Genomic DNA, 23,691 nt, shown 5'->3' on the forward strand with positions numbered 1-23,691 from the left:
ATACCGCCTCCTTATTCGTTTTCTTCGAGCAATGCGTCAAGTTCTGCGATATCTTGCGTCAGGTCATCGTTAGACCGTGATTCCGAGCCGTCCTTCGTCTCGACCGCGATTTGATTCGTAATAAGTCCGTGGCGCTTGAAGTACAAGTCGATGCCTTTAATCGATGGCTGCGCGCCGCTAATCGTCTTCATAAGCTGCCGGTAGACATACGCGCGCTCCGATTCGAGCCACTCATCCGCGATCAGATTGACATAATCGATAAATGCGCGGTTCTGCGTACGCCATCGGTGCAGTGATTGGCGCGATACTCCGACCTCCTCCGCAATCTCGTCGTATCCCTTTCGCTCATCTTCTGGCGCGAACTCACGCTCTACACACATTAGAGCTGCGCGGATTTGGCGGCCTTCTAAGCGGGCCTCAAGCGCTTGTTTACGTTTAGACATTCGTTGCACCTCCTCGTTGAATTTACGTGGATTTAGCGTGTTTAGGCGCGGACCCTAACGGACATACCCAGGATAGGTGAGACGCGCTAATTTGACGGGAAATTTACGTGATATTAACGATGTGCCTCCGCCTATGTTCGTAATCCTGCGCCTGTTCCGCTAAATGTGCGTCGATCGTACCGCTGAATTCGTGTATACCTTCGATGCACAACTCGTTCCATTCGTCTAACAGCTCAAGCGCGACCCGGCGTAGCTCTTCCACATGCAAACACCTCCGTCTGAAAACGGGCCCTTGCGTCGGCCAGCCGGATTGCTTCCGCAGGAGTGTCCGCGTAGTCAAATACCGTAAATCTGCCGAACTTGCCATTCGCATCGGCGCCAACTGACGCTCTGTACTCGTTCCAGTCCGCGTCCCATTGAACGGTGACTCGCGGATACCTGTCGAAGATTTCGTCCAGCATTCGAAGCACCTCCGTTTAGTTGCGGGCGCTGACGCCCTGAGTTCGAAAATTTGTACGTAAGTTTTCGTGACCTGATCCGGCGGCCGGCGTAGGGGGCCTTGGGGGTCTCGGAAATCGCGGGGACTTTAGCGCATTAACGCGTAGACTGTTTCACAAAATCCGCATTTTGCGAAAGTATCCAGCGCAGTTACAACTCGGCGCAAACCCGCGCCACGCCTGCGTTTGTAGTCCGCCCGTACCCGTGTGTCGCCCGTTGTCATGCGCCCTATTTGCACTATTCTGCGGAAATCAACGCGCCAATCGCGCCATTCTACCGCATAACCCCGTGAGTTCTATCGCATGTGTCCGCCAGATGGTCCGTGCAGGTCCGCAGGTAACACGGAGTCGCCTACCCGCACCCGTGCGTAAGCCCCATCGCACCTACTATTACGCCGCCTATCGCAAGTGTTTACGTCAGCCTCCGAATCTCCGTCAATCTACCGCTGAATTAGCGCGTTTAACTCGGACACTAACGTAACTACTAGCGCATGCACAAAAGCGTTAAAACGACGCAAGTCCCACGCTTAGGCATAGCGCAGGACCTCCGTATGTTAATCGATATTTACCGTGATAGTTGCGGGACCGACGATCGTAAACTCTCGCCTATCGCTATACATCTCGACTAAACCTCCGCCGTAATCCGTAACTTTAACACGCTCGTATGGCCCTAGCGTTAACGTACTTACGCCTTCTCTGCGCGCTAATTCCGCTTGTAAATCACGCGTACTTACCGTTGATAAATCCGCCATATTAACGTTCTCCTTCCGGCGTTAAAGCGTAACTCTTAACGGTATATTCCGTTATTTTCCCTACGCCCGAATCAATCGTAATCTCCGTCATATTCCTCGGCTGTTCTCCGTCAATAAACGTCTGATCGCGCCTACCTTCACCGTCATGGCTTACGAATACTAAGTGCGGCATTTCGTCGAATAATAGCGCATATTTACCGTCAATCTCCGTCCATTTAGCCGGAGTAGTAATCGTTTTGAACACGCCCACTACTTACGCCTCCAATCGTCAAATTGATCGATCCACAGCACGATAATTAGCAACGCAGGAACATACGGTATTAGCGCAATTAATCCGAGATTCTTCGTTACCTGTACGAACCCGTTACGCGATTTAATTGCAATCGGAATGTACTGCGATAAGACAACGAGTACTAACGCAATATGAACGCCTAAGATGGCGAATAACACGGTTAACATAGCGCACTCCTTCCGCTCACTTAGCGTTCGCTTTGCGTTATAGACTAGCGCGTCGCTGCGCTCCTTGCTCCGTCGCCTTTCGGCTCCGGGATTAATTGATAACGCGCTATAAATAGATGTACACAAGGACCTGCTCTTGGTCCGCAGTGTCGGGCTGCATTTGCCCGAATGGTATTGTCCCATTATGTCTCGCATACCTTCTCTGCGCGTATGTTTTCGGTATCTAAAGACTAAGAATAAATTTGACCCCCTAAAACGCGCAAACCCTTGCGGCTGTAAGGCGGAGGTCACTTTTTTCGTGTTCGCGTTTTTACCGATAAGAGGCCGATTTTGTTCGCGTTTTTACCGATAAGGAATTACGAAGCCCGTTTTACGAAGTTATTTCGGATGGAGAACATCTCCCGTAACGTTGCGTCGGGCTGTCCGGATTTACGGTAGAACACGAACGGATTGATCTTGTAATAGCGCGAAGTCCCGTAAACTACCTCGGCAAACACGTATTGATCGCCAAAGCGTAAGTTACGCAACTTCGTATACACCGATTTCTCCGTAACGCCCGTTAACCTTGCGATATCCTCTTTCGTAAGAGGCAACGTATTCTCAACGCTGCGCTCGAAAGGATTCGCGCATATCGTATTCGTTTCGAGGTGGACATGCGGCAGAAGCTTATACACGAAGCCGAGGTCCTTAGCGCTGACCTCCGTATATAGCCGCTTAACGCGCGCCACAAACGTTTTGATGACGGCAGTGTTGTCCGTTTTACCCTGGAAGTGGTAGCGCGGATTTAGGCGGTATTTATCGCCATCCTCCTCGATCACGCCGACTCCCGTAGTCTCTCGTAGAAAATGATGCAGCGTAGTCCGGCCGATCTTGAGTGTGCGCATCATGTCTTCGCGACTCATTGCGGTCTTGTCCGGATTTTCAAGGATAGCGTCGTAATTAACGAAGCATTGCAAATAAAGAAGGTACCCGCAGTGTTTGTCGGATACCCTCTCTATGACTTCGTCAATATTGCGCATATTCGTTATCGTAAACTCAGCGCTGCGGCTACGTTGTTGCTTCACGAATGCCTCTCGTTGTGCCGCACTGGTAATACGGTCGCCATCGGCTAAAACCGCTGTTCGTTCGTGTATTTCGCCCGTTTCTGGGTCAATTAGGCGCTTGTATTCGGCCAATTTTATCGTCTCCTTAACGTTGGAATAAACGTAAGGGCGTGCGGAGTGTACCCGCATCGTTCGTTTCCCTGACGGGATTTCTACTTCCTCATAACGTATAGCCGCAAAACAGCGTAAAATACAGGGTCAGAAGAGGAATTTCCGCTGAAAATAGCGAATTATTTACGCAAAGGAGGCGGCAAATTTGCGGAAATTACGCACAGATATCGAATTATTCACGGCCGCGCTCGCCCAGGTCCGCGTTACTGTGCGCGAAAAGGACGGCCAAATTGCGGATTATGGCGGCGTGATCGAGCGGTATAGCACCGATAGCATTAAGATTTGCGGTACATACTACATGCGCGGAGAGTACGATTTTGAGGCGGCAGAGACACGAAAAAGACCGGATTAGCTCCGGTCCTTAGCGCACTACACTCGTATTGTATTCCCGTTCCCGTCTTCCCAACCGTTGACATCTTCGCCAGCGTCGAGTTGGCTAACGATTTCCGCCATATTATCAAGGTCAGGCGGCGTAATTGTAGCAACAACCTCTCCGTCTTTTATGATTTCGAACTCGTGCAAATCTCGGTCGAACTCCTTCTCAACAACCTCGTAACCATCGCGCTCCCAAACTCTCATTTCCGCATCTCCTTCGTCCGGCGCCTTATCACGCCCGCAACTCGTTATTTCGACGTTTACTTCGCGTATCCCTGTCTGCGCGACAATCTTCCGCACATCAACGCGCCTTTTCATCCGCTTTTACCTCGCGCCAGCCTTCTCCAGCCACGCGTATAAAGTTCCGCCCACCCATCCGTTTACCTACCGCAAGTAGCCTTTTGGTCAACTTGAACCCTCCTCAGCCGATCAAGTTTTGTTCTTTCAGGATTTTTCGTGCTACGGCGTACTCAAACTCGCCTGATATAATTTCGCCATCAGAATCTCCACCAATATACTGTAAATAGTCACGTAAGATGAGGAGCTTTTTGGACGATATCTCAACCTCCGCCAAGTAGCACAGCGAGTATGCACGGAACTTGTAAATTACGATGTCATTTTCCTCGGATCGGTCCATAACCTCAACCAACACATCATTCATCCGCAAGTACCTCCTTCCGAGCCGCGTTTAGATTACGTAGCTTCTCGACCTTTTGATCGGACGTATAATCAGCCTGATTTACGATTGACTCGACAATTCCGACAAATGTGGCGTGGATGAGCGCCCGGCGTTGCGTAGGCGCGTCCTCCTCCGTATAGCTCTTGCGTAAGATTGCCGCATAGGTTTCCCGGCTCATTTGCGCGGCACCTCCCGGAAATATTCGTTAACCTGGCGATCTAGTAGCGTGTGGCCGCGTATGATCCAGCGTGGTTCGCCGGAATACACGGCCGGCGTTGTCATGCGTGCAATACCGAAGTCGCCGCGCTGGAATCCGAACTTAGCGTAAGTCTTGACGCAGACCACGCGTTTAGTAGGCGTAGCTGCGTTACCCGTACCGGCGCATCCGAAGCAAATGTATACGTCATTGTAGCGGCCGGACCCGTTGCAGCGTTCGCAGGTTACTTGCGGCGGCTGTTGCGGATGGTTAGCGCCAGGGCTGCGATTGATACCGCCAGACCGGCGAATGCAATGATCGTGATTAACGTTGTCACTTCGATTACCTCCCATTTATATTTAACATGCGCGATTTATTGTGGTATATTTGGGATGAGAAGGCGCTGTATTAGCCGCCCTCTCTCCGGAATCCCTTAACGCTTGCGCCGTTTACGCTTGTTTCGGGTTCCTTTCATCTTGCTCTCTTTCAGCGCTTTGATTAATCCGACGATGGCAGTCGTCAGGTTTGTTATGGCTGTGAGGAGCAAGACCCACTCTAAGACTCGCATGTTGTTCACCTCCTTTATGTATCTATTATACGATATCGTATATACGATGTCAATATGTTTGCGTCATTTTATTCGCTATCGTATAATGATTTTGGGAAGGTGATAACATGAATATTGTAGTAACTCCGCGGCTTGGAGAGATTCTTAAAGAGCGCGGCCTAACACAGACCTGGTTGTCCGAGGTATCAGGAGTACCGCAGGGATCAATATCCAGGTTTGATAAGAATAACCGCCATGAAGATGTGCATATATTTGCAATTGCTCGCGCGCTGAATGTAGCCGTCGACGAGCTTTTTACAATAACGGAGATGAAGATAATAAAATAGCTTGACAGAGTATTTCCACCAACATAAAATAAAGGTAACCTAAATTAAAAAGTTACTGAATGGAGTGGTTACCTTTGAACTTGAAAGAAATGCAAGAACTAATAAATTCATGTGAAGACTCAAAAGCAGAAATTTTAAGTAAAATGAACGATCTCTCTCCTATTTTGGGGTCTGACAGTGCGGGGCAGATTACCCAGCAGTACGCATCATTAAAGGAAGAATACGACCGGTATAGCTACAGAATTGACACAATCAGAGAGATTATGGACAAAACGATCAAGACTGGTCGCCCTTCCTTGGGCATAGGAAAGACAGTTAAAATTACTCTCCCAGAGGAAGAGTGGACTAAGATTAGTCAGATCATTGAAGCTGGGCAAGCTGCATCAGTAGCGGATTATTTCCGCCAACTGCACCAAAACCAATGTCAATAAGAGCTGAAACCACGCCTATACAGCGAATAAGAGCGCCCCGGAATGAGGCGCTTTTTTACGTTTACGCCGCGGTTAGCATTGTAATATCCGCTTCCTCGCGCACAATCTCCGTCTCATTCATCGCGCCCATCTCTTCGGCCCACCGCTTGCCCAGACCGCGACAGTTAACGAATGGTTCCGTAAGCTCTCCGCCAGTTTCGTAGAGGTTATACGGAATGACTGGACCCGGCGCCGTGTCGCGCTTGTACTGTTTGGCCCGCGCCTGATTACGAATTTTAGCGTGCTCATCGACGTGAATAAGCTCTTTAGTACTGCGCTTTCTGCGCTTAGGGACGCGATAATTACGTCCGTCCGCTCCGTATTCTTCCGCAACCTCTAGTGGCACCTCATTCTCACGCCGGCGCTCAAACTGGCGCTCAGATAGGAACGGATACTCTTCGTTACGCGACTTCATGCGGTCCGTATTCGTCAACTCCTCGCGCAATATATAGTCGCTAAGGATGTCAAGCTGCGCAGGGTCCGGCGATACTCCGTGCGCCTCTACGTAAGAGTCGATAAGCGCGCTAACGGCCGCCATTCTCTCCGTACGATCCTCGATATTAAGCCCGATAATTTCCGTCACCTTATCCGCAAATTCCGCTTTATAATTACTCACGCGCATTCCTCCGTTTGGTTAATTTCGATGCCTTGGTGCTGGCGTAAAAACTCCGCTGTTTCTTCCGGATTTAACTGCGCAACCAAATCCTGCGCATCATACTCAACGCAAACCTCGCCGTACTCCCACCGCTTATAAACTGCCGCCAATTTCTCAGCCGCGCGATCAAGCGTTTCGCCCAGCGTTTGTTGCGTAATCCCCATCAGCTCCGCCGCCTTGGCCTGCGTAATGTCTACGCCGTAAACCCACGCAATTGCTTCCGTCTGGCGCTCCGTGAGGCCAGCCGAGTTAATCGCGCTGTGCAAATCGATGAGGATATCGCAAGCGGCGTAGTCGCCCCGAAAGCGTGCGGAACTGATGCGGTGGCGGTCGCGTAATAACGCCTTTACGCCGGCCGCGTCGTTTAGCGAGTATTTGACGGAATAGCTGCGCGAACCTTTTTCAACGTCAATCTTAACGTGACCCATACGTACATCCGCTCCCTTTTAACGTAGAGTGCGCGCAGGCCCGAAGGCCCGCCGCAACTCTACCGTGAATTTTTCGAACACTTACGTTTTCATACGGTTATGCGTACGATACCCAACTCGTTCTCTACGTACTGTTCCTCGCAAAATCCGTCGTGCGTCCGTTCTCCGCTCGCGTAAGTTGTCACGAATGATCCGCGCTCAATCGGTTCGCCGCAATATGCGCAATAACAGGCGATTTTCACACGCTCACCTGGCGGCGGGAACCGGTCAAAGCTCCCGCTCATCGTCCGCGGCCACCTCCCTGTCGTCCCTCCGCTTCTGCAGCGGTGTCCGATCGTCATATTCGCGTCCTTCCAACGCGTCAATCCGTCCATTTACGTAACCGGCCTCGTAGCCTTTGCGCCACTCTTTCGCGATGTTAACGGATGTCATGCGGCATCACTTCCGGTCGAACGAAGTGAGCGGATCACTTCGTCAATCTGCGCGTACAGCTCCGGCAAGCCCGCATCGTTGACCACCGTAAAGTCCGCCGCGTAATCGTCAAGCGCCGTCTCCGTGCCGTGCGTAAGGTCTCGCAAGTCGAAGCGGTCGCCGGACTTAATGGCGCGATCAATGCGGAGGGCTTCCGGTGCTTCAACGCGGATGAGGACGTAGCCGGCGGCTTTGAGTGCGTCATATTCGTTAGGCTGGCGTACGTCTGAAATCACCGCGCGGAAATCGAGACTTGCGTAATATCCGCGCTGAACATCCGAGAGACACCGCTGCACCCAAACGTCCTCGCCGACAACATCACGCATGAACTGGCCGTGAAACTGGTAGCCGATGCGAGGTTTAGGCTCGCGTGGGACCTCCGGATATCGACGGTGAAAATCGTCTTTCAGCGAGTCGCCGAACGCAAATCTTTCGTAGCCGTGTTCCGAAGTGAGATAACGGGCGACTTCGTCCTTACCTGCGCGGAGCTTTCCGATCAGGCCGATGTTAGGAAGACCATTTATTTGTCTGATTTTCCGCATCATCGGCGCGCCCATACAGTGCTTATGCCCGGCGTACGGTCTATCCCCGCCGATGTGGACGTATGTTGAAGAGGGGTCTACTTTTTGACCGCAGTAGTCACACGTATTCATTCCGCAGCCACCTCCGTCCAATTGTCGTCAGCATCCAACGCAATAATCTGCGAAGGAGCTGCGGTTAGTTTCGCGATCGCATAATTCGGAAACTTTTCGTAATGGTAGCGCAGGGCCAACTTAGCTGGACCGCTTGACGTGTACGCCTTGTTATGCGCAATTTCTCCGGTCGATGTATCGATAATTACGTACGTTGTGTACAATTACGCCACCTCCTTCCGCGGCTCTGCGCTGTTTGATTCGCGGGAATCGTCGATTACTTTGCACGCTTTGATATACGTCCATCCTCCGCCTTTGAACGTTAGTCCCTTGTCCGCCATATCGTAACCGTCCGGTTTGACCGCGCTTACCTCCATACCTCTGCGTTCCGCGTATCCGTGCTCATCTACGACATCGCCAACGCGAACTTCCGTCGGATTAGGCGCGCTCAGATACTCCGCCGGCACTTCGAGCCCTAACGCACGTCTCAGCGCAATCGCGCGTCCGATATGCGAGTTGAAGACGTCTCCTGGCGCGCATTTTGCGATGCCTCGCGCCCAAACGGTGTCGTTCGCCGTAACAAGCAGCGCTTTGACCGACCGTTTTGTGACGTTAACCTCGAATCTGACGTAATCCTCCTTAGGGTGCAAGTTGAATACCGCGAGACGATCCGTATCACCGTTAACGGGAACGTTCCTGATGCGGCTGGATTGCAACGTTGTGACATCCGCCTTGGCCCGCTCGACAATCGCATCACGGCGCTGCTGATCCGAGAGGTATGACGGAGCATCGTACGTGGCTGGGCGGCTGAACACGACCTTTCCGCAATTCGGATGAGGCTCACGAATCTCCTGCGCAAGTCTCGCAAGGTCTGCGTTAACCTCCGCGAACGTCATCGGTTTGGGTTCGCCGGATTCCAACGCCGCCAACCGTTGCTCAAGCGCAGTTACTCGCGTAGCCAATTTCGCGATGATTTCGGCCGCTTGGTCGGGCGCGCTTTGATCGGAAAGGGATGGCGCTGGTTTGGCGGATTCTACCGGTTCGAGTACGAGATAGTGTCCGTCAAGTGCGTTCCTACCATTGCGTAGCCCGGCCGCAGGGTACGCCCAATCATCGTTCTCCACAACGAATACATCTCCGATCCTAAACGTCGCTTTTTCTCCCGTAACAATCACGCGCTCTCCCACCGCAGCTTTCCGGTCGACCACGCGAAGGCGCTCTCCGTTGATGCGGAGGATATCGGTCGGTTCGAGGACTACATACGTTTCGTGTACGGTATCGAGGAATCCGTCCTCATCATGCGTTAGCGTTGTATCAATAGAACCATCGCTAAACTGGTTATTTCGCGTACACTTTCCGATGGAACCTACGAGCGCTTTGCGCCCAATACCGTTTACCTGCGTAACCTTGACGAGATCACCTACGCGCGCCTTCCGTTTAACCTCGCGATATTCACGCATGTTTCCGCCCAGGCTTTCGTCTTTCAATACGGTAATGTTTGCGTTCATATAATCCGCTCCTCTTATCGTTTAGTTTTCGATTTTAACGCGCACTTTCTGGCGGCCGAACTGGCGCGCCTCTTTCTCACTCGCGACCAATACGTCAAGTTTGCGGCCTTTGATTGCGCCACCTTTGTCGGCGGCAACCCCTTCGATCTCCTCACCGCCAGCCGTCCTTATGGTTATCCGCGTGCCAAGCGGAATAACTTTCGGATCGACTGCGATCACGGTGCGCCCCTTATGCGTTGTTGTGCGGCTGACGTCGAGGCCGGTCGCGGTGATTCCCGTGCAGCCTTCCGAACAGAATGCGGTATACGCGGTCGCCTCGTACGTGCGCCATTCGTCCGTCTGCGCCTTTACTTCCGCTGTTTTCGCAGATTTGCCTATTACCTGCGAAGGCTTGGCGGTAGCTTGCGGCGGTTCGTTGACTGCGTACATTGCTGCGACATATGCGACGATGATTAGCGTAGTTATTCGCGAGGTTCCGCACCGCCTTCCGGATTGAAATGCGCGTCAATCTTAGCGATAAGGGCTGCGCGTGCTTCGGCTGGCGTGATTTTAGTTAGCGCGGATGGCGAGAACCATTCGTAATCATCAACCACGATGCCTTCGCCGCGAATCGGGTAGTTCGCGTCATTATCGATCCGCGTGACCTTTACGATATCCCCTTCGCTGAACTCGTCGACGGACGTTGTATCCGTAACCCGCGCATAATCTCCGACTTTCAGGCGTGACTCTTCGGCAAGCTGCGCCTCGATTTGCGCGATCTCAGCCGTGAGCGTTGCGAGTTGGTCGCGTTTGGTTGCGAGAAGAGCTTCGGTCGAAACAACTTTGCGATACAACGTAAACCCAGCGCTCCCAACGAAGGTAAAATCGCCATCCGAATCGTAAACGCCTACGTCTCCGTCATGATCCTTGACTACGGGATGGAAAGTGCCACGCGGCATCCAGCGATTATCTAGAATACTTTGCGCGATGTCGCCAACCTGCGCGGCAGTACTCTCATGCTGCGTTTCGTAGTACTCACCGTTGTATTCGATGAAACCTTCGCCTACGTTTTTAATTCCGTGTAATTTCGCCATCTAATCCGCTCCTTTAGTGTTAATTTTCGTTGTTATATGTCGTAATCGTACGAACTAACCTCGCGAATCTCTTCGATCAATAACGTGCGTTCCCGCGAATTGACTCCGGCATACTCCGCCATGATCTCGCCAGTCAGCACGTCGTCAGGCGTCTTGGCCGCGATGATAACGCCAGTGACTTCGCCGGACCGCGCCATGTCTGCGTATCGTTCGAGTAGCGCGATGACGGCGGCTTGTGCGATTGATTCCGGAGTTGGGCGCGGTACGAACGGGAGGACTTCGGCGAGTTGGTGTGGCTCTTGCGTTGGGCTGTCGCTCATTCTGCGTCCTCCTTCGCGTACAGTTCATCAAGCTTTCTGCGCAGTTCTACGATCAAGCCCTCCGCCTGATTAACGGACAGACCGATGTGTTCGTCATATATCGGATCACCTTCGACCCAAATAGCACAGGCGTCATCGTCATTTCTCACGTTATCGAACGTTGTGTCTACGTCAACAAAATTCCACTTAACCTTAACGTCGCTCATTTACGCGTCCTCCTTTTTCGTAAGCAACTCGCCAATCGATACGGGAAACCGCGCTTCAATCAGCGTGAGCACCGCCTTGGCATACGCCTGTATTTCGGCCTGCGCATCATGTTCGAGCCGCTGCGCCAGGAAATGCGCGACACTCTGCAGGCTTGCGGTCCAATACCAGCGCACATACATTCCGTAGGCCGGCAGGAATAGGCGCGCTTGCTCTGCGCAGATACCATTCGCGAGTGCCCATTCGTAATGATCAAGACCGCGCTCAATCGTCTGCGATAGGCGGTACATCGCTTCCTCTCCGATCGCCCAACGGACTACTTCTCCGCTACCTTGCTTCGAGTTCTCCGGAGCACTGCGCCACTCGTCCGGAGTAGGCTCGTAGAATGCCGGTTCCTCCGTAATATATCGGCGGCTGCTTTCGTTCCATGCGTCTAAAGAATCTCCCGTTCCCTCTTGATGCGCGGAACCTACGATGTATTTCCACCACTGCCGCGCTACCATTAACGGCGCGTAAACTTCGAACTGCGCGATCGCATGGCGGAATGGACTCGTATGATTTTCGCGCGCCAGGAACTTAATGAGGCGTATGTCGCGTTCCGTGAGCTCGTGCGATTCCTTTGCGTATGAGACGCGGGCGGCATTAACCGGGGTCAAGTCCGTGCCCATTGCGTCGACTAGGCGGACGTAACCGTTGTCGAGTACGTTGATTTTATCGTTCAATTAGCGTCATCTCCTTTACGTTCGATTTTAACTTTCGCCTTAATTCCTCCGAACACGACGAGCGGCAGCCAAAGTAGCGCAATTATTAACAGAAACACGCGTTGCATCTGCGGCGACCTTTCGAGTTCCCGGGCACCTTCCATGTCCAGATCGATAACGCCGAACTTTGCGAAGGCAATCGCGACCAACATGCCTATCGCGAGATAAACGCTGATTACGAGCATTGCGTCAACTCCTTATCGTATAATCGTCCGGATCAACACGCCGACCCAAAACGTTGTACAGTATGCGATGATGATTGCGTAGGTAATGCGTTTGATCAAATTGCGGTCACTCCTTATTGCGCGTTACCAATTCGTTATATTCCTCGATCCATTCGAGCGGTATCGGACGATCCGCGCAAATGAACCGGTTGATTGCCGCGTTGATTTCGTCGATGCGGTGGCATTCGTGAATAAAGCGCGGCTTAATGCCGAGCGGTGGTTTAGGTGCTAGTTTCATTCCGAAGTCACCCCGCTGTGCCCGAAGCCGCCGTCTCCACGCTCCGTATCGTCAAGCTCCGCGACCTCTTCGAAGGATGCGCGGGATACTGCGGCGAGTACTCCTTGGCAAATACGGTCACCTTTGCGGATGATGTACGTACCTTCCGGAAGAAATCCGCGAACAGGCGAAGTTGTCGGGCTACCTTCGATATCTAACGCGTATCCTGCGGCCGCGTCCCACACTGGCGCAATGTTATCGATAAGCACCGCAACCTCTCCGCGATAATCACCGTCGACCGTACCCGGCGAATTGGCTACGCGTAATTTCGTCTTCAATGTAACGCCTGATCGTGGCCGGATTTGAATTTCGTAGCCCGGCGGAATCTGTACCGCGAATCCTAGCGGGACCTTTGCCGTCTCGCCTGGCGCGATAATCACGTCTTCCACCGCGACCAGATCGAAGCCGGCGGCCATTTCCGTTGCGTACTGCGGAATCTTAGCGTCCGGATGCAGGCGCTTGAATTTTACGTTAATTGCGTTCATTCCGCGCCCTCCGTTTCTTCCATCATTTCACACGCGTAGCTATACCCAGCCCAGTTGTCTACGCCAGCCGCTTCAAGCGCGCCGAGAAATTCGCTATCCGCAACCAAACGCTCATACTCCGACTTTGCGATAGTTACCGTTTCTTCCATGCGATCACTCCTTCGTTAAATTAAGTTTCACATGAGCGCCCACACTACGACCAGCCCCGCAACCACTAACGCAATCGCCGCCCAATCACGCGCAGCCTGTTCGCGTTCGATGCGTTTGGCTGGCGTAGTCTTCACGGAATAGCCGGTCGGCGTGCGTTCGAATTTATACGCCATTACGTGCGGCCACCTCCGACTCTAACTCCGCCACAGTATCGAAGAACATTGCCGCAAGGGATGCGCGTTTTGCCTTGTCAGTCCGGTCTAGTCGCGCCAAGAATAACTCGGACAGCATTACGCTGCTTTCTGGCGTGAGCAAATCGTTGATGTCCCCGCCCAATTCGTTCTCGTACGTTCGCGTTATCATCTGCAAAAGCATCAGCTTTCGCCTAATCTTTTCGTCCATGTTAACGTCTCCTTTTGCACTCACCACGCGAGCTCATCGGCATGTTGCGCCAGCTCACCGCGGAAGTTACGTGTCAATTCGCATACACTTGCGTAAGGCTGTCTGCGAAAGTGTTCGATGTACGGCGCGAATCCGGACTTGCTCTCGTCAGGCAGATCGCACTGTAACGTGTGTCCGATGACGATAACGGTACAATCGTCGTGGATTCGCGTTAGCAGCTTCTTCAACTCGCCACGCGTCATATTTTGCGCCTCATCGAGTATCACCGTTTTCCCTTTGATGTTGATCCCACGGGCGAATACGTGTGACATCGGATATACCCAATGTTCCATCCGTTTAGCTGACGCGAAGTTCTCCGGATTGTATATCGCCTTTTCCGGATTCTCGCCGATCTCGGCCAGCGCATCGGTCAGTGGAGTGATATATGCGGCTTCCTTTTCGCGTTGCGTTCCCGGCCGGAATCCCATGCGACCTTCTTCGACGGGCGAGAATACGTATATTAGCGGCTTGCCGATCAACTTTGCGGCGGCCACGGCGAGCGTCGTTTTGCCGGTACTGGACCGCGCATTAACGAACGTGATGCGATTATCGAAAATGCTATCGACATACTTGCGCTGCTCAGGCGTCAGCTTGTCGGCGAATCCGAAGAACATCGTATCTTTGGGTAGCGGCATGGCTTGCGTCCTCCTTAGCGTTATTCTACTTCGATGTATACTCGCGTCTTGTCATCGTTGTGGTCTACGGTAATCAGGTCGCACATCCAACCGTCTTCAAAGTCGTACAGAACAACGTCCGCATCTTGTGGGTACTCCGATAACTTAGCGATTAACTCCGCTACTTTCATTCGCTCACCTCCCGTTCCTCGATTACGTATATCTCGCCGCGCTGTTCGATAACTTCGTACTTAGCCGCGTCGAGAACGTGGCCTTGGCGCACGGTGACTTCGTGGCGGACCGGCGCTTCCATCGATACGAGTGTCGCGCTCATTATCACGCACGCTAACGTTACCAATACGCCAAGTACTACGAGGATTGGCTCATCCGCGGCGACCGCTTCGCAAATCAGGTAAACCCCGTAGAATACGAAGCAGCCGAAGATTATGCCGAGTATAACCGCAGCCAGTTCCGGACCGCCGCCATACGTATTCAGCACGTCCATTTACGCGCCCACCTCCTCGATAATGACGCGGCCGTCAACTTCGCGCAGTTGAATATCCGTTGTTAAACGCTGTCCTTGCGGCCGCCATACGAGTATTTCCGCATCGTCCGGAAGCGGCGACCGTTGGAGCTGCGCGATAAGTTCCGCTTTGGTCACGCGGCCTCACCGCCTTCCTGCGTGTAGTCAGCGTCAGTGTCGTCAAGGACGCGGGTCCCGACTAGTGCGCGAAATGTAGATAATTCCAACGTACCATCGTCGTAATTATAGACACCGCCTCGGGCGCTATGGACTAGCGTGACATTTCCGAGGTGGGTATTACTGTTTACGAGCATCCCGGTGACGGGCTCCGTAGGCTTTGGCGCATTCACGAACGCATCCGTCAGCGTCAGGCCGAGCGCACGTTCAGCCGCGATTGCCCTGCCGATGTCCGCGTTGAATACGTCGTCGGGCGCGCACTTTGCGATGCCTACTGCGTCGGGCTTCTTACCGCTCGGCATGATTCCGGTTCGAACTAGCGCGGTTACTGTCCGTTTATCCCGGTTAACGTGAAACTCTACGCGATAGAATCGGTCATGGAACGGTGTTCCTTCCGCAAGTCTTCCATGCAGCGCCCCGCCGATCCGCGCCAACTCCGCAACCCTTTCGCGAGCCATTTCGATAACCTTGGCGCGTGTTAATGCTGGCGCGGGTTCCGGCTCGCTTACGGTGGGCTCAACGCACCCGTCCGGATCGAGTCCGTCGAGGTAGCTACGCACGGCCGACGCATTGTCGCGGATGAATTGCGCGAACAGGTCCGGGAGTGATGGCGTAGACGTTGCGATCGGTTCGAGGACTACGTATTCTACCGAAACAATCCTACGAGGTATTCCGGTTGCTTTAACCGTACCTGGGTAAACGCCTGCGTCATCGTCATCTACAATAAGCTCGTCGCCATTAGCGTAAAACCCTCGGGACATTATCGCGTCTACGATTCGAATACGTTCACCTTTAAGGGCAGGGCGTTTGACTTCGCGGTACTGTGTAGCGGCGTTAGACGGTTGAGTTGCGTTTGACATCGTATCATCTCCGTTTCGTTTTCGTTGTGGTGTTGCGGCCTTACACTCTATATAAGGACACGAATTCACGGAGTTGGGACATCGTTACGAAAATAAAATAAAGAAAAAACGGAGAAGCCCGAAGGCCCTCCGTTATACTGCGAAATCCGCGTCTGTAAGCGGCACGATATTAACCGCCTTTTGGTATCCGTTCCCCTTCTTCGAAAAGAAATCGTGTATCTTCGTTTGCGTATTAATCCCGTTGAGCACGATCGGATTGATCTCCTCGTCCGGAAAATGCGTAGGCCTTCCGAGATTCATGAGCGCGCGGTTAAAGTTATAGCGCAAGAAGCGCAGCACGTCTTCCTCCAGTCCGATCGGCGCGTACAAATCAACGGTGTATCCCGCCTCGTTATCGTAGAGCCTACGCAACAATGTCGCTACCTCACGGTCGAGTTCCGCCTGAGTCTCTACCGGCAGCTCCGCATATACTTCGCGCGCCAACGTTCCGATATACTGACCGTGCACCGCTTCATCGCGCATAATCAAATCGATAATCTCGCCGCTGGCCGTCATCTTGCCGCGCCCTGCGAGTAATAGCGGATAGTAGAACCCGGAGTAGAACAGCGCGGACTCAAGGAACACCGACGCAACCATCGCCATGTACAAGCGCTCAGGAGACGTAATTGACCGGTAATGTCCGCTAATGATTTCGCCTTTGCGTCGCAAGAACGGATTGGACGCCGTCCATTCGAATACGCGGTCGGATTCTTCCGTTGACACTAACGTCGCGAAGATTGCGCTATAAGACTTCGCGTGAATATGCTCCATCATGCCCATGAACGATAGGACCGCCTTCTTTTGCGTGGACTCTACGTGCTGCATAATAAGCGGCATCCCTTCGGAACCCTGCTCCGTATCCAGGAACGTAAGGCCGCCGAGCACCTTCTTATAAACGTCACGCTCCGTATCGCTAAGTGCCAGCCACGACATCTTATCGTCATCGAGCGGGATTTCGTGTTCGCGCCAAATCTGCATAAAGTTCTGATCGAGAAAGTCCTCGGAGTACTCGTCATCTGGGCGGTTCCAATTCACAGCGCGGATAATGTTCGTCATATATTCGTCTCCCTTCGATTTAACGGCTTAGACAGCGCAGCTTGTGCATTCGGCTACGGACAGCAGTTTATTGCGCGTATAGTACAACGATTTTAGTCCGAGTTTGTGCGCGTACAGGTAAAGACGGACAAGCTCGTTTGTCGGCGTTTTCGAATCAACGTAAAGGATCGTCGATATCCCCTGGTCAACGTGGCGCTGAATCGCCGCAACCATTTCGATGATCCGATGTTGGTCCATGTTGAACGCGCTGGTATACGAAATCATGTTATCGCGCGCCAGGAACGGCGCAGGATAATACGTCGTAGAGTTGCCATACGTGCGCGTCTCCATCACGTCAGAAATCGGCATGACCGAGCTTGTCGCGTTCTGGACGTAGCTGATCGATTGGGTCGGCGCGATTGCGAGTCGGTACGCGTGCCACATTCCGTATTGCTTGACGTCGGCGGCCAGACGCTCCCATTCGTCAGGTCCCGGAAGTTCGATGCCTGCGCTGGCGAACAAGTCCGCAACCTTTTCGAATTTCGGGCGGAAGTCGTTTTCGATGTATTGCGTAAAGTACGATCCATCCGCGTAATCCGAACGGTCGAACCCGTAGAATGTACCGGCGCGCTCCCTAGCGATTTGCATCGAGCGTTCGATCGAGTAATAGTTGACCGCGGCGAAGAAAGCGTCGGCAAACTCGCGGCCAATTTCGGACTGGTACGATATGCGGTTCTTGACGAGATATCCGTGCAAATTCATCGCGCCGAGTCCGACCGAGTGCATCAAATCGTTAGCCTTACGCACGCCAGGCGCATTCTCAATCGCAGTCATATCGGATACAGCGGTCAGCGAGTCCATTGCGGAATGAACAGCGCGGCGAAGGTCTCTGGATGCCATCGCGGTTACGATGTTGAGTGACACGAGATTGCATGAGATATCGAGGCCGATTTCGTCAGGCTGTCCGTAATCGTTGATGATATTAGTTTCCATCAACTGGAAAATCTCCGTACATAGATTTGACATCTTCACCTGACCTACGTTCCGGAGCGCATGCCCAGCGTTCGCGTTATCCTTGAACATAAGATACGGATACCCGGATTCAAGTTGCGTTGTGGCAATCTTCGTCAACATCTCACGCGCATTCAACTCGCGTTTCTTAACGGCCGGATTCGCAACCAATTCGTCGTACATTGCGCTGATATCCATATCGTCAAGGTGCGTACCGTACGCTTTAAAAACGGTGTAAGGCGCGAATACATAATATGGCGCGTTGGATTCCGCAAGCTCAATAAACTTGGACGGCACGATAAGTCCAATCGACAACGTTTTAAGGCGTGACCGTTCATCCGCGTTAATCTTCTTCGCGTCAAGCAGCTCCATTACGTCCCATCCGAAGATGTTGTAATAAACCGCACCGCTACCTTTCCGTTGGCCCATCTGATCCGCGTATGAGAACGCCATTTCGAGCTGTTTGGCGACCGGAAGGATACCCTTTGCTACGCCTTCCTCTTCCTTAATCGCTTCACCACGTCCGCGCAGTTTCGAAAGGTTAAGCGCAACGCCGCCGCCAATCTTCGAAAGCTGCATCGCAGTCGTATGCGCATGGCCGATCGCGTTAAGACTGTCGTCAACCTCCGTTAAGAAACACGATACCATCTCGCCGCGGCGCGCCTTGCCCGCGTTAAGAAACGTCGGGGTCGCCGGCTGCACTCCGTTAAGGTATCCCCATAACAGCTCGCGCGCCATATCGTAGTTGCCTTGCGCCAGATATAGCGCGATGATTGCGTAACGTTCCTCCGGTGATTCTAAATACGTTTTCTTATCCCGAGTTTTCAGCGCGTAGTCCGTATAGTATTTGAACGCGGCCATATACGATGCGAAACGTAAGCCTGCGCTCTCGGCTTGGCGATGAATTTCCGTAATCTGCTCCGGTGTGTACTGCGTCAGGACTTCCGGATAATAATACCCGTTGTCAACCATATATTGAACGCGCGCCATTACGGAGTCGAACCGCATCTTATTGTCGCGAATGAAGCGCATAAACTCGTCGACGGCTTCCGTATCCTTTTCGAGTTGATAAAATCCGTCCTTCATTACGGTAATTTCGTTGTTAAGTTCGATGTATTTATACGTTTGCGACAAGCGCGCTCACTCCTTCGGTGAATTTTTGTATGTCGGTCGGCGTGCCCGCCAATTCGAACTTGCACACGATCGGCACTCCGTATTCTTTCGATATCTGATCCGCGGCCGCTGCGTAGGACGTCCCGAAATTTCGGTTACCTGACGCAGCCACACCGCGCATGTATTCGTTGTTACTTACGATAAACTGGCGAACCTTACGCGGAACCTCCCCGATCTTATCCGTATATGTGACGAGGACGAACGGCTCAGTCACACGCAGGCCCTCCGTCAGCTTAACGATTCGGTACGGAAGCCGCCGCGCAAATAGGCCGACGTTGCCCGTCCGTGACGCGTATACGACTAGCACTCACGCTCGCTCCTTTCGTTAGCCGCCCGGACTTCGGCAAGCTTCCGCTCGTACTTCTCCGCCAGCCCTCGAAATATCGCGACTGACCGTTCGAGATTGGCGATCTCTATGCGTTGATACTCGCGGTAACGGGCGGTGAGTGTGCGTGTCATGCGGCGGCCACCTCCGTATCGATTAAGTTTTCGCGTATCAAGTACGCCAGAATTACCGCGCATGCATCGCTGTCATCGTAGCCGGCCGCAAACTTGTAATCCGGACCAAGCCGCAATATTCTCCGCACGGCCTCCGCCACTTGCGGTTTCTCAGCGCGTCCATTTCCGGTTACGAGTTTCTTGACGGTCGATGGCGTAAGGTTCTCGGCCACCTCGTATCCTAGGCGCGAAAGTGCGCGGTCCACCGCCGACCATGCTCCGTGGACCTTATCGTTTTGGTCGTAGTTGCGCGCTGGCGGCCACACCTCGCGGATAATCGCGCCATCCGGCTTATGCTCGCGGAAGAACAATAGCGCGTGTGCCTCGATAACCTCGTAACGCAAGGGCCGCGCCTCGCCTGCGTCAGTCTTAACGATGGATGTCGCGACTAGCGTAGGGACGCGATTTCTCACGTCCATGATCGCGAAGCCTGGCGATGTCAGCGATAAGTCGAGTCCGGCGTAACGTTTAGTCTGCGCTCTTGGCTTCGCTATTGTTATCGCCTCCTCCCGATAAGTAGCCTTGAACGAATCCGAGTACGACTAGCGCTCCGAAGATGATCCGGAACAGGATCGAATAATCTCCGCCGGTGAATACGGACACCGCGATCATCAAGCCCATCCACACGGCGACATACGCGCCTACCGTGAAGATTCCGTTAAGTATGCGTTTGAATACGTTCATTTACGCCGCCCTCCTTTGCGTTAAACCATCAAGCACCGCAGTCAGCTCGTCAACGAAGCGCCCTTCTCCGTCGTAACCCTGTCCGAGCCGTCCCTTTTCGATACGGTGCCGCAAGACCTCTACGTTTGTCTCTTCCGGAGCCCATTGATCTTCAAGCCCGTAGCACGAACAATGCCCGCCGTTGACTTCGTAGAGCTTTTCGTCTTTCTTATCGCGGTAGAGTACGAACGCTGTTCCTTCGTACCAAATGTACGTATAGCTCGCGAGCAGAATCTCGATGCCTTCCGGTTCCTGGATGCCGAAGTCCCGATAAACCTTTTCTGCGCGATCCCAATCGTTAAGATAAATTCCGCTCATAATTACGCAGCCCCCTTCGCATTTTCTTCCGCCCTAATCCGCTCAATCTCCGCAAGCGCCTCCGCAGGTCCGCGCTTCTTCCAGTCCGGTAACCCCGACCGCTGAATCGCCGCCACTTTCCGTCTGAGCGCGTCCATCTCGTCGCCGGTGAGTGATAGCGCAATCGTCCGCTTATAATCGTTGAATGTCCATTTGTCGAGATCAGTCAACGGCGGCACACCGCTTTCTACCGCGTCAAGGATCGTCGTGAAGTAGTCAAGAACTTCTTCGCGCATCTCATCCGTAAAGTACACGCCGAACGCCATGATATCCGGATTCTTCTCGTAATCTTCCGCGCTGATCGACCACTCCTTCCGCGCGCCGTTAACGTAGAGGATTACGTAATAATCCACGTCGTACATAATCGAGTAGCATACGCATTGCTTAACGTGCTTTTCTTCCGGGCCGTTGCGCATGGAGTACGGGGACGTCTTCGCATACGTCGTTTGCTTCGATTTAACTTCGAGTCCGACGCGTAGGACTTCGCCATCCTCGGAGACATATCGCATGATGCCGTCGCCAGTTCCGTATAGCGCGAACGTCTTTCCGTTATGCGTTACGACGTGGCTTCGCTTGGCGAAATCCTCGAACATCGGCTCGCCGTGATCGTTGCGCTCGAAGGTGAATCGCGGCCGCCTTCCGTATGCCTTTTCGTAATGGCGTTCCGCGAATAATAGATCACGCTGAATCACGTCCCCAATAGCGGTCCCGATGCGTGTTTGGCGGCCCTGGTTCGGTTGGACTACGCGCGATTCCTTTTTGGTGCCGCGAGTCTTTTCGTATAGTGCGCGCGGGTCTGCGTCTGCTGCCGACGGAGAGAAGTACGGCATATTACGCGGCGGCCATAACTTTCGCTCACGGTCCGTCAAAATGTCCGCATACCAACGATGGATTTGCGCGTCGAGCGGATCGTCGTACTCTTCTGGCGCAGAATGCCATTCGTTCAGGAACACCGTAAATTCTTGCGCGATTTGATTAGCGAGTTGTTGAGTCAATTAATCGCCCTCCTAGCGTAATTTCGATTCGTCAAACGGTTCGTACGTAATGATCGCACTGCAGTTCTGCATCTTCCCGTTCTTAAAGTATTTGCGCCACAAGTCCCCTGATTCTTCCCCTTCACCTGTTAGTTCGAAAAGAACATCAGGGAATCTCTTTGAGAAAGCGCGCATATCTTCTTCGTGCTCATACCATTTGCAGGAATCAGACTGCTCGCCAACTGCGAATGCCAGGTTCTCGTCATCCTCAATCGCGGATTTAATCTCGGCAGACTTCGGAGTAAATGAAAGCTTGTAGTCAGTGTAATATCCCATTTACGCGCTCCTTCCGTAAACGTATTCGATTCTAACGACTTCCTTCGGGACCACTTCGAAAATGTAGACGGATAAATAACTCCCATCCTGCATTTCCGTCGCGGGAACGTCGCGACCTATGGAGAAATACGCAGTCTTGCCGTCATCTTGCGTAATTTTGTATACGTCTGTTACGTAATTCGTCCAGCGTCCGCCTTCTTCGAACGTCCCGTGTACATGTTCCACGCGATATCCTTTCGGTTTATACGCGTCAATGATGGAATCTACGTTTTCGTGCGTCTCGTCTCCGGACATGCCTTCATAATCATCTCCGATCAATTCGCGCAGCTTCTCAATAACGTTCTCCATTTACGCAGCCTCCCCGTATTTATTCGCAAACTCCGGCAACGGCCGGCAATTCTCGTAATCCCATTCGTCAATTCCGTACTCCATCATCCAACGCGGCTCGATCACAATATCGGTGACCAGCGGAACGGATAACGAAACGGTCTTCGTCATCACGTCGTCGATAAGCGCGATAGACTCTCGCGTTAAGTCCTCGTTCGGTACGGAGTTCTTAATCTCATCGTGAATCGACGCGTTAAACTCCCAGCCACGTTCCCGACATAGCTGCGCGTTTCTTATTCCGTTCATCTTGAGGATGTCCGCGCCAGTCCCTTGAATGACCGCGTTAAATGCCGCGCGCTCCCAGTAGCCTACAAGTCCGCGTTCCTCCGATAGTACGTCGATTTCGTCTTGGATGCGGTCGAGTTTCGCCAGGTCAGCCGCAGTTGGATTCGCCTTATTACGTAGTGCCTTACGCTCGGTAAATAGTCGGATGCGGCGTTGCTCGTTCTTGGCTTGCGCGGCCGCTACTCGCTTATAGTCCGGAAAGCGTCTCTTCCGTCCGTACAGCGTTTCGACGTAACCGTGAGTCCGCATAAACTCGCGGATGTCGGCGACCATCGTCTTAAACGACGGGAACGTTCGGTCGAAGTTTTCGAAGAACATCGCGGCAACATCGTCCGTTACGCCCATTTTCTTCGCGAAGGATGCCGGCGACTGGTCGTACGATACCGCAAGCTGGCCGGTCTTCATCATGGCGCGCGGCTTGAACTTGCCGGTCGGATCGTACGCCTTGTCGACGCAATACTCTTCCGCCAAGTCAAACGTCATCATCGCCATCGTTGTATAGAGGTCAACGCCGTCAACGAAGATTTGGCGCATAGAGTTATCGCCATATCGCGTATACATGATGTGCGCCATTATTCGCGGCTCAATCTGTCCGAGGTCAGCGCCGACAAACGTGTAACCTTCGCGTGGTACGAATTGATTACGTACGCGGCTGCCTTCGCCTTTGGATGGCAAATTTTGGGCATTTAATCCCCGTTTAACCTTGCGATTATCGGAGATGAGTTTCCGTACGATTGCGTGGTAATTTGCGTCAGTTATTATTAGTCCGGAAATACTACCGCCTCCTTGCGTCCGTCTTTGTAATAGACGTAGGCTTGCTTGCGGAAGAAGCCTGCGGTCAGCTCGGTCACTGGTGTGCCATAAATCGACGGGAGTTCCGTACCATCGGAATCATTCCACTGTTCGTACCAGCGATCTCCGCAGCATGAGCAGTCCGTTCCGTCATCGCATCCGTTAAAGTAGATTCCAACTTCCTCGGCTTTCGTATTAGCGTCTTTAGCGGAATCCGCCTCAACGATCACATACTCGCACACGTGGTCATCTCTCTTAAAAGAACCACCGGAATTGTTTTGCGAAAATGTATAGAACAT

General features: G+C 52.8%; 47 protein-coding genes. 3 read left to right on the forward strand and 44 right to left on the reverse strand.

What is annotated here, in order from left to right:
• Positions 1–11: 11 nt before the first annotated feature.
• From MKY59_RS21400 to MKY59_RS21425, 6 genes are all read right to left on the reverse strand, one after another.
• Entirely contained in the window at positions 12–443 is a 432-nt protein-coding gene (locus tag MKY59_RS21400) for a phBC6A51 family helix-turn-helix protein (RefSeq protein WP_339273746.1), read from the reverse strand.
• Between the two features lie 103 nt (positions 444–546).
• Entirely contained in the window at positions 547–705 is a 159-nt protein-coding gene (locus MKY59_RS21405; RefSeq protein WP_339273748.1) for a hypothetical protein, read from the reverse strand.
• The gene (locus tag MKY59_RS21410) at positions 677–904 is read right to left on the reverse strand and encodes a hypothetical protein (protein WP_339273750.1); all 228 of its coding nucleotides are present in this window, start codon (positions 902–904) and stop codon (positions 677–679) included. Before MKY59_RS21410 ends, MKY59_RS21405 begins: the two co-directional genes overlap by 29 nt.
• Positions 905–1,494: 590 nt before the next feature.
• Positions 1,495–1,692 carry a BC1881 family protein gene (locus MKY59_RS21415; RefSeq protein WP_339273752.1) on the reverse strand — a complete coding sequence of 66 codons (198 nt, stop codon included), beginning with the start codon at positions 1,690–1,692 and terminating at the stop codon, positions 1,495–1,497.
• 1 nt (position 1,693) lies between these two features.
• The gene (locus tag MKY59_RS21420; protein ID WP_339273753.1) at positions 1,694–1,942 is read right to left on the reverse strand and encodes a hypothetical protein; all 249 of its coding nucleotides are present in this window, start codon (positions 1,940–1,942) and stop codon (positions 1,694–1,696) included.
• Between the two features lie 565 nt (positions 1,943–2,507).
• Positions 2,508–3,215 carry a hypothetical protein gene (locus tag MKY59_RS21425; RefSeq protein WP_339273755.1) on the reverse strand — a complete coding sequence of 236 codons (708 nt, stop codon included), beginning with the start codon at positions 3,213–3,215 and terminating at the stop codon, positions 2,508–2,510.
• Positions 3,216–3,510: 295 nt separating this feature from the next.
• Here MKY59_RS21425 and MKY59_RS21430 point away from each other — a divergent pair, with 295 nt between their 5' ends.
• The gene (locus tag MKY59_RS21430; protein WP_339273757.1) at positions 3,511–3,717 is read left to right on the forward strand and encodes a hypothetical protein; all 207 of its coding nucleotides are present in this window, start codon (positions 3,511–3,513) and stop codon (positions 3,715–3,717) included.
• Between the two features lie 17 nt (positions 3,718–3,734).
• On the opposite strand, the gene MKY59_RS21435 is transcribed toward MKY59_RS21430, so the two are convergent.
• From MKY59_RS21435 to MKY59_RS21450, 4 genes are all read right to left on the reverse strand, one after another.
• Entirely contained in the window at positions 3,735–3,944 is a 210-nt protein-coding gene (locus tag MKY59_RS21435) for a hypothetical protein (protein ID WP_339273759.1), read from the reverse strand.
• A gap of 217 nt (positions 3,945–4,161) precedes the next feature.
• Positions 4,162–4,401, reverse strand: a complete 240-nt coding sequence (locus MKY59_RS21440) for a hypothetical protein (protein ID WP_339273761.1) — start codon at positions 4,399–4,401, stop codon at positions 4,162–4,164.
• On the reverse strand, positions 4,394–4,597 hold the full coding sequence (locus tag MKY59_RS21445; RefSeq protein WP_339273762.1) for a hypothetical protein: 204 nt from the start codon (positions 4,595–4,597) through the stop codon (positions 4,394–4,396). The genes MKY59_RS21440 and MKY59_RS21445 overlap by 8 nt, the downstream gene beginning before the upstream one ends.
• A gap of 451 nt (positions 4,598–5,048) precedes the next feature.
• Positions 5,049–5,183 (reverse strand): hypothetical protein, encoded by a 135-nt coding sequence (locus MKY59_RS21450; protein WP_339273763.1) that lies wholly within the window; start codon positions 5,181–5,183, stop codon positions 5,049–5,051.
• A 107-nt stretch (positions 5,184–5,290) separates the two neighbouring features.
• Between MKY59_RS21450 and MKY59_RS21455 the strand changes: the two genes are divergently transcribed.
• Together MKY59_RS21455 and MKY59_RS21460 are read left to right on the forward strand one after the other, a co-directional pair.
• The gene (locus MKY59_RS21455) at positions 5,291–5,509 is read left to right on the forward strand and encodes a helix-turn-helix transcriptional regulator (protein WP_339273764.1); all 219 of its coding nucleotides are present in this window, start codon (positions 5,291–5,293) and stop codon (positions 5,507–5,509) included.
• 74 nt (positions 5,510–5,583) lie between these two features.
• Positions 5,584–5,940 (forward strand): hypothetical protein, encoded by a 357-nt coding sequence (locus MKY59_RS21460; RefSeq protein ID WP_339273765.1) that lies wholly within the window; start codon positions 5,584–5,586, stop codon positions 5,938–5,940.
• 61 nt (positions 5,941–6,001) lie between these two features.
• On the opposite strand, the gene MKY59_RS21465 is transcribed toward MKY59_RS21460, so the two are convergent.
• From MKY59_RS21465 to MKY59_RS21630, 34 genes are all read right to left on the reverse strand, one after another.
• Positions 6,002–6,595 (reverse strand): hypothetical protein, encoded by a 594-nt coding sequence (locus MKY59_RS21465; RefSeq protein ID WP_339273766.1) that lies wholly within the window; start codon positions 6,593–6,595, stop codon positions 6,002–6,004.
• A complete protein-coding gene (locus tag MKY59_RS21470) occupies positions 6,592–7,062 on the reverse strand; it encodes an RNA polymerase subunit sigma (protein ID WP_339273767.1) in 471 nt (156 codons plus the stop codon). Before MKY59_RS21470 ends, MKY59_RS21465 begins: the two co-directional genes overlap by 4 nt.
• Before the next feature lie 89 nt (positions 7,063–7,151).
• Entirely contained in the window at positions 7,152–7,346 is a 195-nt protein-coding gene (locus MKY59_RS21475; protein ID WP_339273768.1) for a hypothetical protein, read from the reverse strand.
• Positions 7,330–7,494, reverse strand: coding sequence for a hypothetical protein (locus MKY59_RS21480; protein WP_339273769.1), 165 nt, complete (start codon positions 7,492–7,494; stop codon positions 7,330–7,332). Before MKY59_RS21480 ends, MKY59_RS21475 begins: the two co-directional genes overlap by 17 nt.
• Positions 7,491–8,186 (reverse strand): hypothetical protein, encoded by a 696-nt coding sequence (locus MKY59_RS21485; protein ID WP_339273770.1) that lies wholly within the window; start codon positions 8,184–8,186, stop codon positions 7,491–7,493. The genes MKY59_RS21480 and MKY59_RS21485 overlap by 4 nt, the downstream gene beginning before the upstream one ends.
• A complete protein-coding gene (locus tag MKY59_RS21490) occupies positions 8,183–8,389 on the reverse strand; it encodes a hypothetical protein (RefSeq protein ID WP_339273771.1) in 207 nt (68 codons plus the stop codon). Before MKY59_RS21490 ends, MKY59_RS21485 begins: the two co-directional genes overlap by 4 nt.
• The gene (locus tag MKY59_RS21495; RefSeq protein WP_339273772.1) at positions 8,390–9,673 is read right to left on the reverse strand and encodes a hypothetical protein; all 1,284 of its coding nucleotides are present in this window, start codon (positions 9,671–9,673) and stop codon (positions 8,390–8,392) included. It lies immediately after the preceding gene.
• Positions 9,674–9,694: 21 nt separating this feature from the next.
• Entirely contained in the window at positions 9,695–10,102 is a 408-nt protein-coding gene (locus MKY59_RS21500; RefSeq protein WP_339273773.1) for a 3D domain-containing protein, read from the reverse strand.
• Positions 10,103–10,134: 32 nt separating this feature from the next.
• The gene (locus MKY59_RS21505; RefSeq protein WP_339273774.1) at positions 10,135–10,746 is read right to left on the reverse strand and encodes a hypothetical protein; all 612 of its coding nucleotides are present in this window, start codon (positions 10,744–10,746) and stop codon (positions 10,135–10,137) included.
• A 32-nt stretch (positions 10,747–10,778) separates the two neighbouring features.
• Entirely contained in the window at positions 10,779–11,066 is a 288-nt protein-coding gene (locus tag MKY59_RS21510) for a hypothetical protein (RefSeq protein ID WP_339273775.1), read from the reverse strand.
• Complete coding sequence (locus MKY59_RS21515) at positions 11,063–11,272, reverse strand: hypothetical protein (protein WP_339273776.1); 210 nt, start codon at positions 11,270–11,272, stop codon at positions 11,063–11,065. Before MKY59_RS21515 ends, MKY59_RS21510 begins: the two co-directional genes overlap by 4 nt.
• Positions 11,273–11,992 (reverse strand): FAD-dependent thymidylate synthase, encoded by a 720-nt coding sequence (gene thyX, locus MKY59_RS21520; protein WP_339273777.1) that lies wholly within the window; start codon positions 11,990–11,992, stop codon positions 11,273–11,275.
• Positions 11,989–12,216 (reverse strand): hypothetical protein, encoded by a 228-nt coding sequence (locus MKY59_RS21525; protein ID WP_339273778.1) that lies wholly within the window; start codon positions 12,214–12,216, stop codon positions 11,989–11,991. Before MKY59_RS21525 ends, thyX begins: the two co-directional genes overlap by 4 nt.
• A 106-nt stretch (positions 12,217–12,322) precedes the next feature.
• Entirely contained in the window at positions 12,323–12,493 is a 171-nt protein-coding gene (locus tag MKY59_RS21530) for a hypothetical protein (RefSeq protein WP_339273779.1), read from the reverse strand.
• Positions 12,490–13,017 carry a dUTP diphosphatase gene (gene dut, locus MKY59_RS21535; RefSeq protein ID WP_339273780.1) on the reverse strand — a complete coding sequence of 176 codons (528 nt, stop codon included), beginning with the start codon at positions 13,015–13,017 and terminating at the stop codon, positions 12,490–12,492. The genes MKY59_RS21530 and dut overlap by 4 nt, the downstream gene beginning before the upstream one ends.
• Positions 13,014–13,166, reverse strand: coding sequence for a hypothetical protein (locus tag MKY59_RS21540; RefSeq protein WP_339273781.1), 153 nt, complete (start codon positions 13,164–13,166; stop codon positions 13,014–13,016). The genes dut and MKY59_RS21540 overlap by 4 nt, the downstream gene beginning before the upstream one ends.
• Positions 13,167–13,193: 27 nt before the next feature.
• Complete coding sequence (locus tag MKY59_RS21545) at positions 13,194–13,340, reverse strand: hypothetical protein (RefSeq protein ID WP_339273782.1); 147 nt, start codon at positions 13,338–13,340, stop codon at positions 13,194–13,196.
• On the reverse strand, positions 13,330–13,569 hold the full coding sequence (locus tag MKY59_RS21550) for a hypothetical protein (RefSeq protein ID WP_339273783.1): 240 nt from the start codon (positions 13,567–13,569) through the stop codon (positions 13,330–13,332). The genes MKY59_RS21545 and MKY59_RS21550 overlap by 11 nt, the downstream gene beginning before the upstream one ends.
• 20 nt (positions 13,570–13,589) lie before the next feature.
• Positions 13,590–14,243, reverse strand: a complete 654-nt coding sequence (locus MKY59_RS21555) for a PhoH family protein (protein ID WP_339273784.1) — start codon at positions 14,241–14,243, stop codon at positions 13,590–13,592.
• A gap of 20 nt (positions 14,244–14,263) precedes the next feature.
• A complete protein-coding gene (locus MKY59_RS21560; protein WP_339273785.1) occupies positions 14,264–14,413 on the reverse strand; it encodes a hypothetical protein in 150 nt (49 codons plus the stop codon).
• The gene (locus MKY59_RS21565; protein ID WP_339273786.1) at positions 14,410–14,727 is read right to left on the reverse strand and encodes a hypothetical protein; all 318 of its coding nucleotides are present in this window, start codon (positions 14,725–14,727) and stop codon (positions 14,410–14,412) included. The genes MKY59_RS21560 and MKY59_RS21565 overlap by 4 nt, the downstream gene beginning before the upstream one ends.
• On the reverse strand, positions 14,728–14,883 hold the full coding sequence (locus MKY59_RS21570; RefSeq protein WP_339273787.1) for a hypothetical protein: 156 nt from the start codon (positions 14,881–14,883) through the stop codon (positions 14,728–14,730). It lies immediately after the preceding gene.
• Complete coding sequence (locus tag MKY59_RS21575) at positions 14,880–15,482, reverse strand: hypothetical protein (protein WP_339273788.1); 603 nt, start codon at positions 15,480–15,482, stop codon at positions 14,880–14,882. Before MKY59_RS21575 ends, MKY59_RS21570 begins: the two co-directional genes overlap by 4 nt.
• A gap of 432 nt (positions 15,483–15,914) precedes the next feature.
• A complete protein-coding gene (gene nrdF / locus MKY59_RS21580; RefSeq protein WP_339273789.1) occupies positions 15,915–16,877 on the reverse strand; it encodes a class 1b ribonucleoside-diphosphate reductase subunit beta in 963 nt (320 codons plus the stop codon).
• Between the two features lie 27 nt (positions 16,878–16,904).
• Positions 16,905–19,001, reverse strand: coding sequence for a class 1b ribonucleoside-diphosphate reductase subunit alpha (nrdE, locus tag MKY59_RS21585; protein ID WP_339273790.1), 2,097 nt, complete (start codon positions 18,999–19,001; stop codon positions 16,905–16,907).
• Positions 18,985–19,347, reverse strand: coding sequence for a class Ib ribonucleoside-diphosphate reductase assembly flavoprotein NrdI (gene nrdI, locus MKY59_RS21590; protein WP_339273791.1), 363 nt, complete (start codon positions 19,345–19,347; stop codon positions 18,985–18,987). Before nrdI ends, nrdE begins: the two co-directional genes overlap by 17 nt.
• A 148-nt stretch (positions 19,348–19,495) precedes the next feature.
• Complete coding sequence (locus MKY59_RS21595; protein WP_339278448.1) at positions 19,496–20,038, reverse strand: crossover junction endodeoxyribonuclease RuvC; 543 nt, start codon at positions 20,036–20,038, stop codon at positions 19,496–19,498.
• Positions 20,007–20,222 (reverse strand): hypothetical protein, encoded by a 216-nt coding sequence (locus tag MKY59_RS21600; protein ID WP_339273792.1) that lies wholly within the window; start codon positions 20,220–20,222, stop codon positions 20,007–20,009. Before MKY59_RS21600 ends, MKY59_RS21595 begins: the two co-directional genes overlap by 32 nt.
• The gene (locus MKY59_RS21605; RefSeq protein ID WP_339273793.1) at positions 20,223–20,579 is read right to left on the reverse strand and encodes a hypothetical protein; all 357 of its coding nucleotides are present in this window, start codon (positions 20,577–20,579) and stop codon (positions 20,223–20,225) included.
• A 2-nt stretch (positions 20,580–20,581) separates the two neighbouring features.
• Positions 20,582–21,613: a hypothetical protein gene (locus MKY59_RS21610; RefSeq protein ID WP_339273794.1), complete on the reverse strand. Its 1,032-nt coding sequence runs from the start codon at positions 21,611–21,613 to the stop codon at positions 20,582–20,584.
• Positions 21,614–21,625: 12 nt separating this feature from the next.
• The gene (locus MKY59_RS21615) at positions 21,626–21,928 is read right to left on the reverse strand and encodes a hypothetical protein (RefSeq protein WP_339273795.1); all 303 of its coding nucleotides are present in this window, start codon (positions 21,926–21,928) and stop codon (positions 21,626–21,628) included.
• Positions 21,929–22,276, reverse strand: coding sequence for a hypothetical protein (locus MKY59_RS21620; protein ID WP_339273796.1), 348 nt, complete (start codon positions 22,274–22,276; stop codon positions 21,929–21,931).
• Entirely contained in the window at positions 22,277–23,374 is a 1,098-nt protein-coding gene (locus tag MKY59_RS21625; protein ID WP_339278449.1) for a DNA polymerase, read from the reverse strand. It lies immediately after the preceding gene.
• Positions 23,362–23,691 (reverse strand): hypothetical protein, encoded by a 330-nt coding sequence (locus MKY59_RS21630; protein WP_339273797.1) that lies wholly within the window; start codon positions 23,689–23,691, stop codon positions 23,362–23,364. The genes MKY59_RS21625 and MKY59_RS21630 overlap by 13 nt, the downstream gene beginning before the upstream one ends.

It is taken from the genome of Paenibacillus sp. FSL W8-0426, from assembly GCF_037969725.1.
In the GTDB taxonomy this organism is placed as follows: Bacteria; Bacillota; Bacilli; order Paenibacillales; family Paenibacillaceae; genus Paenibacillus; species Paenibacillus hubeiensis.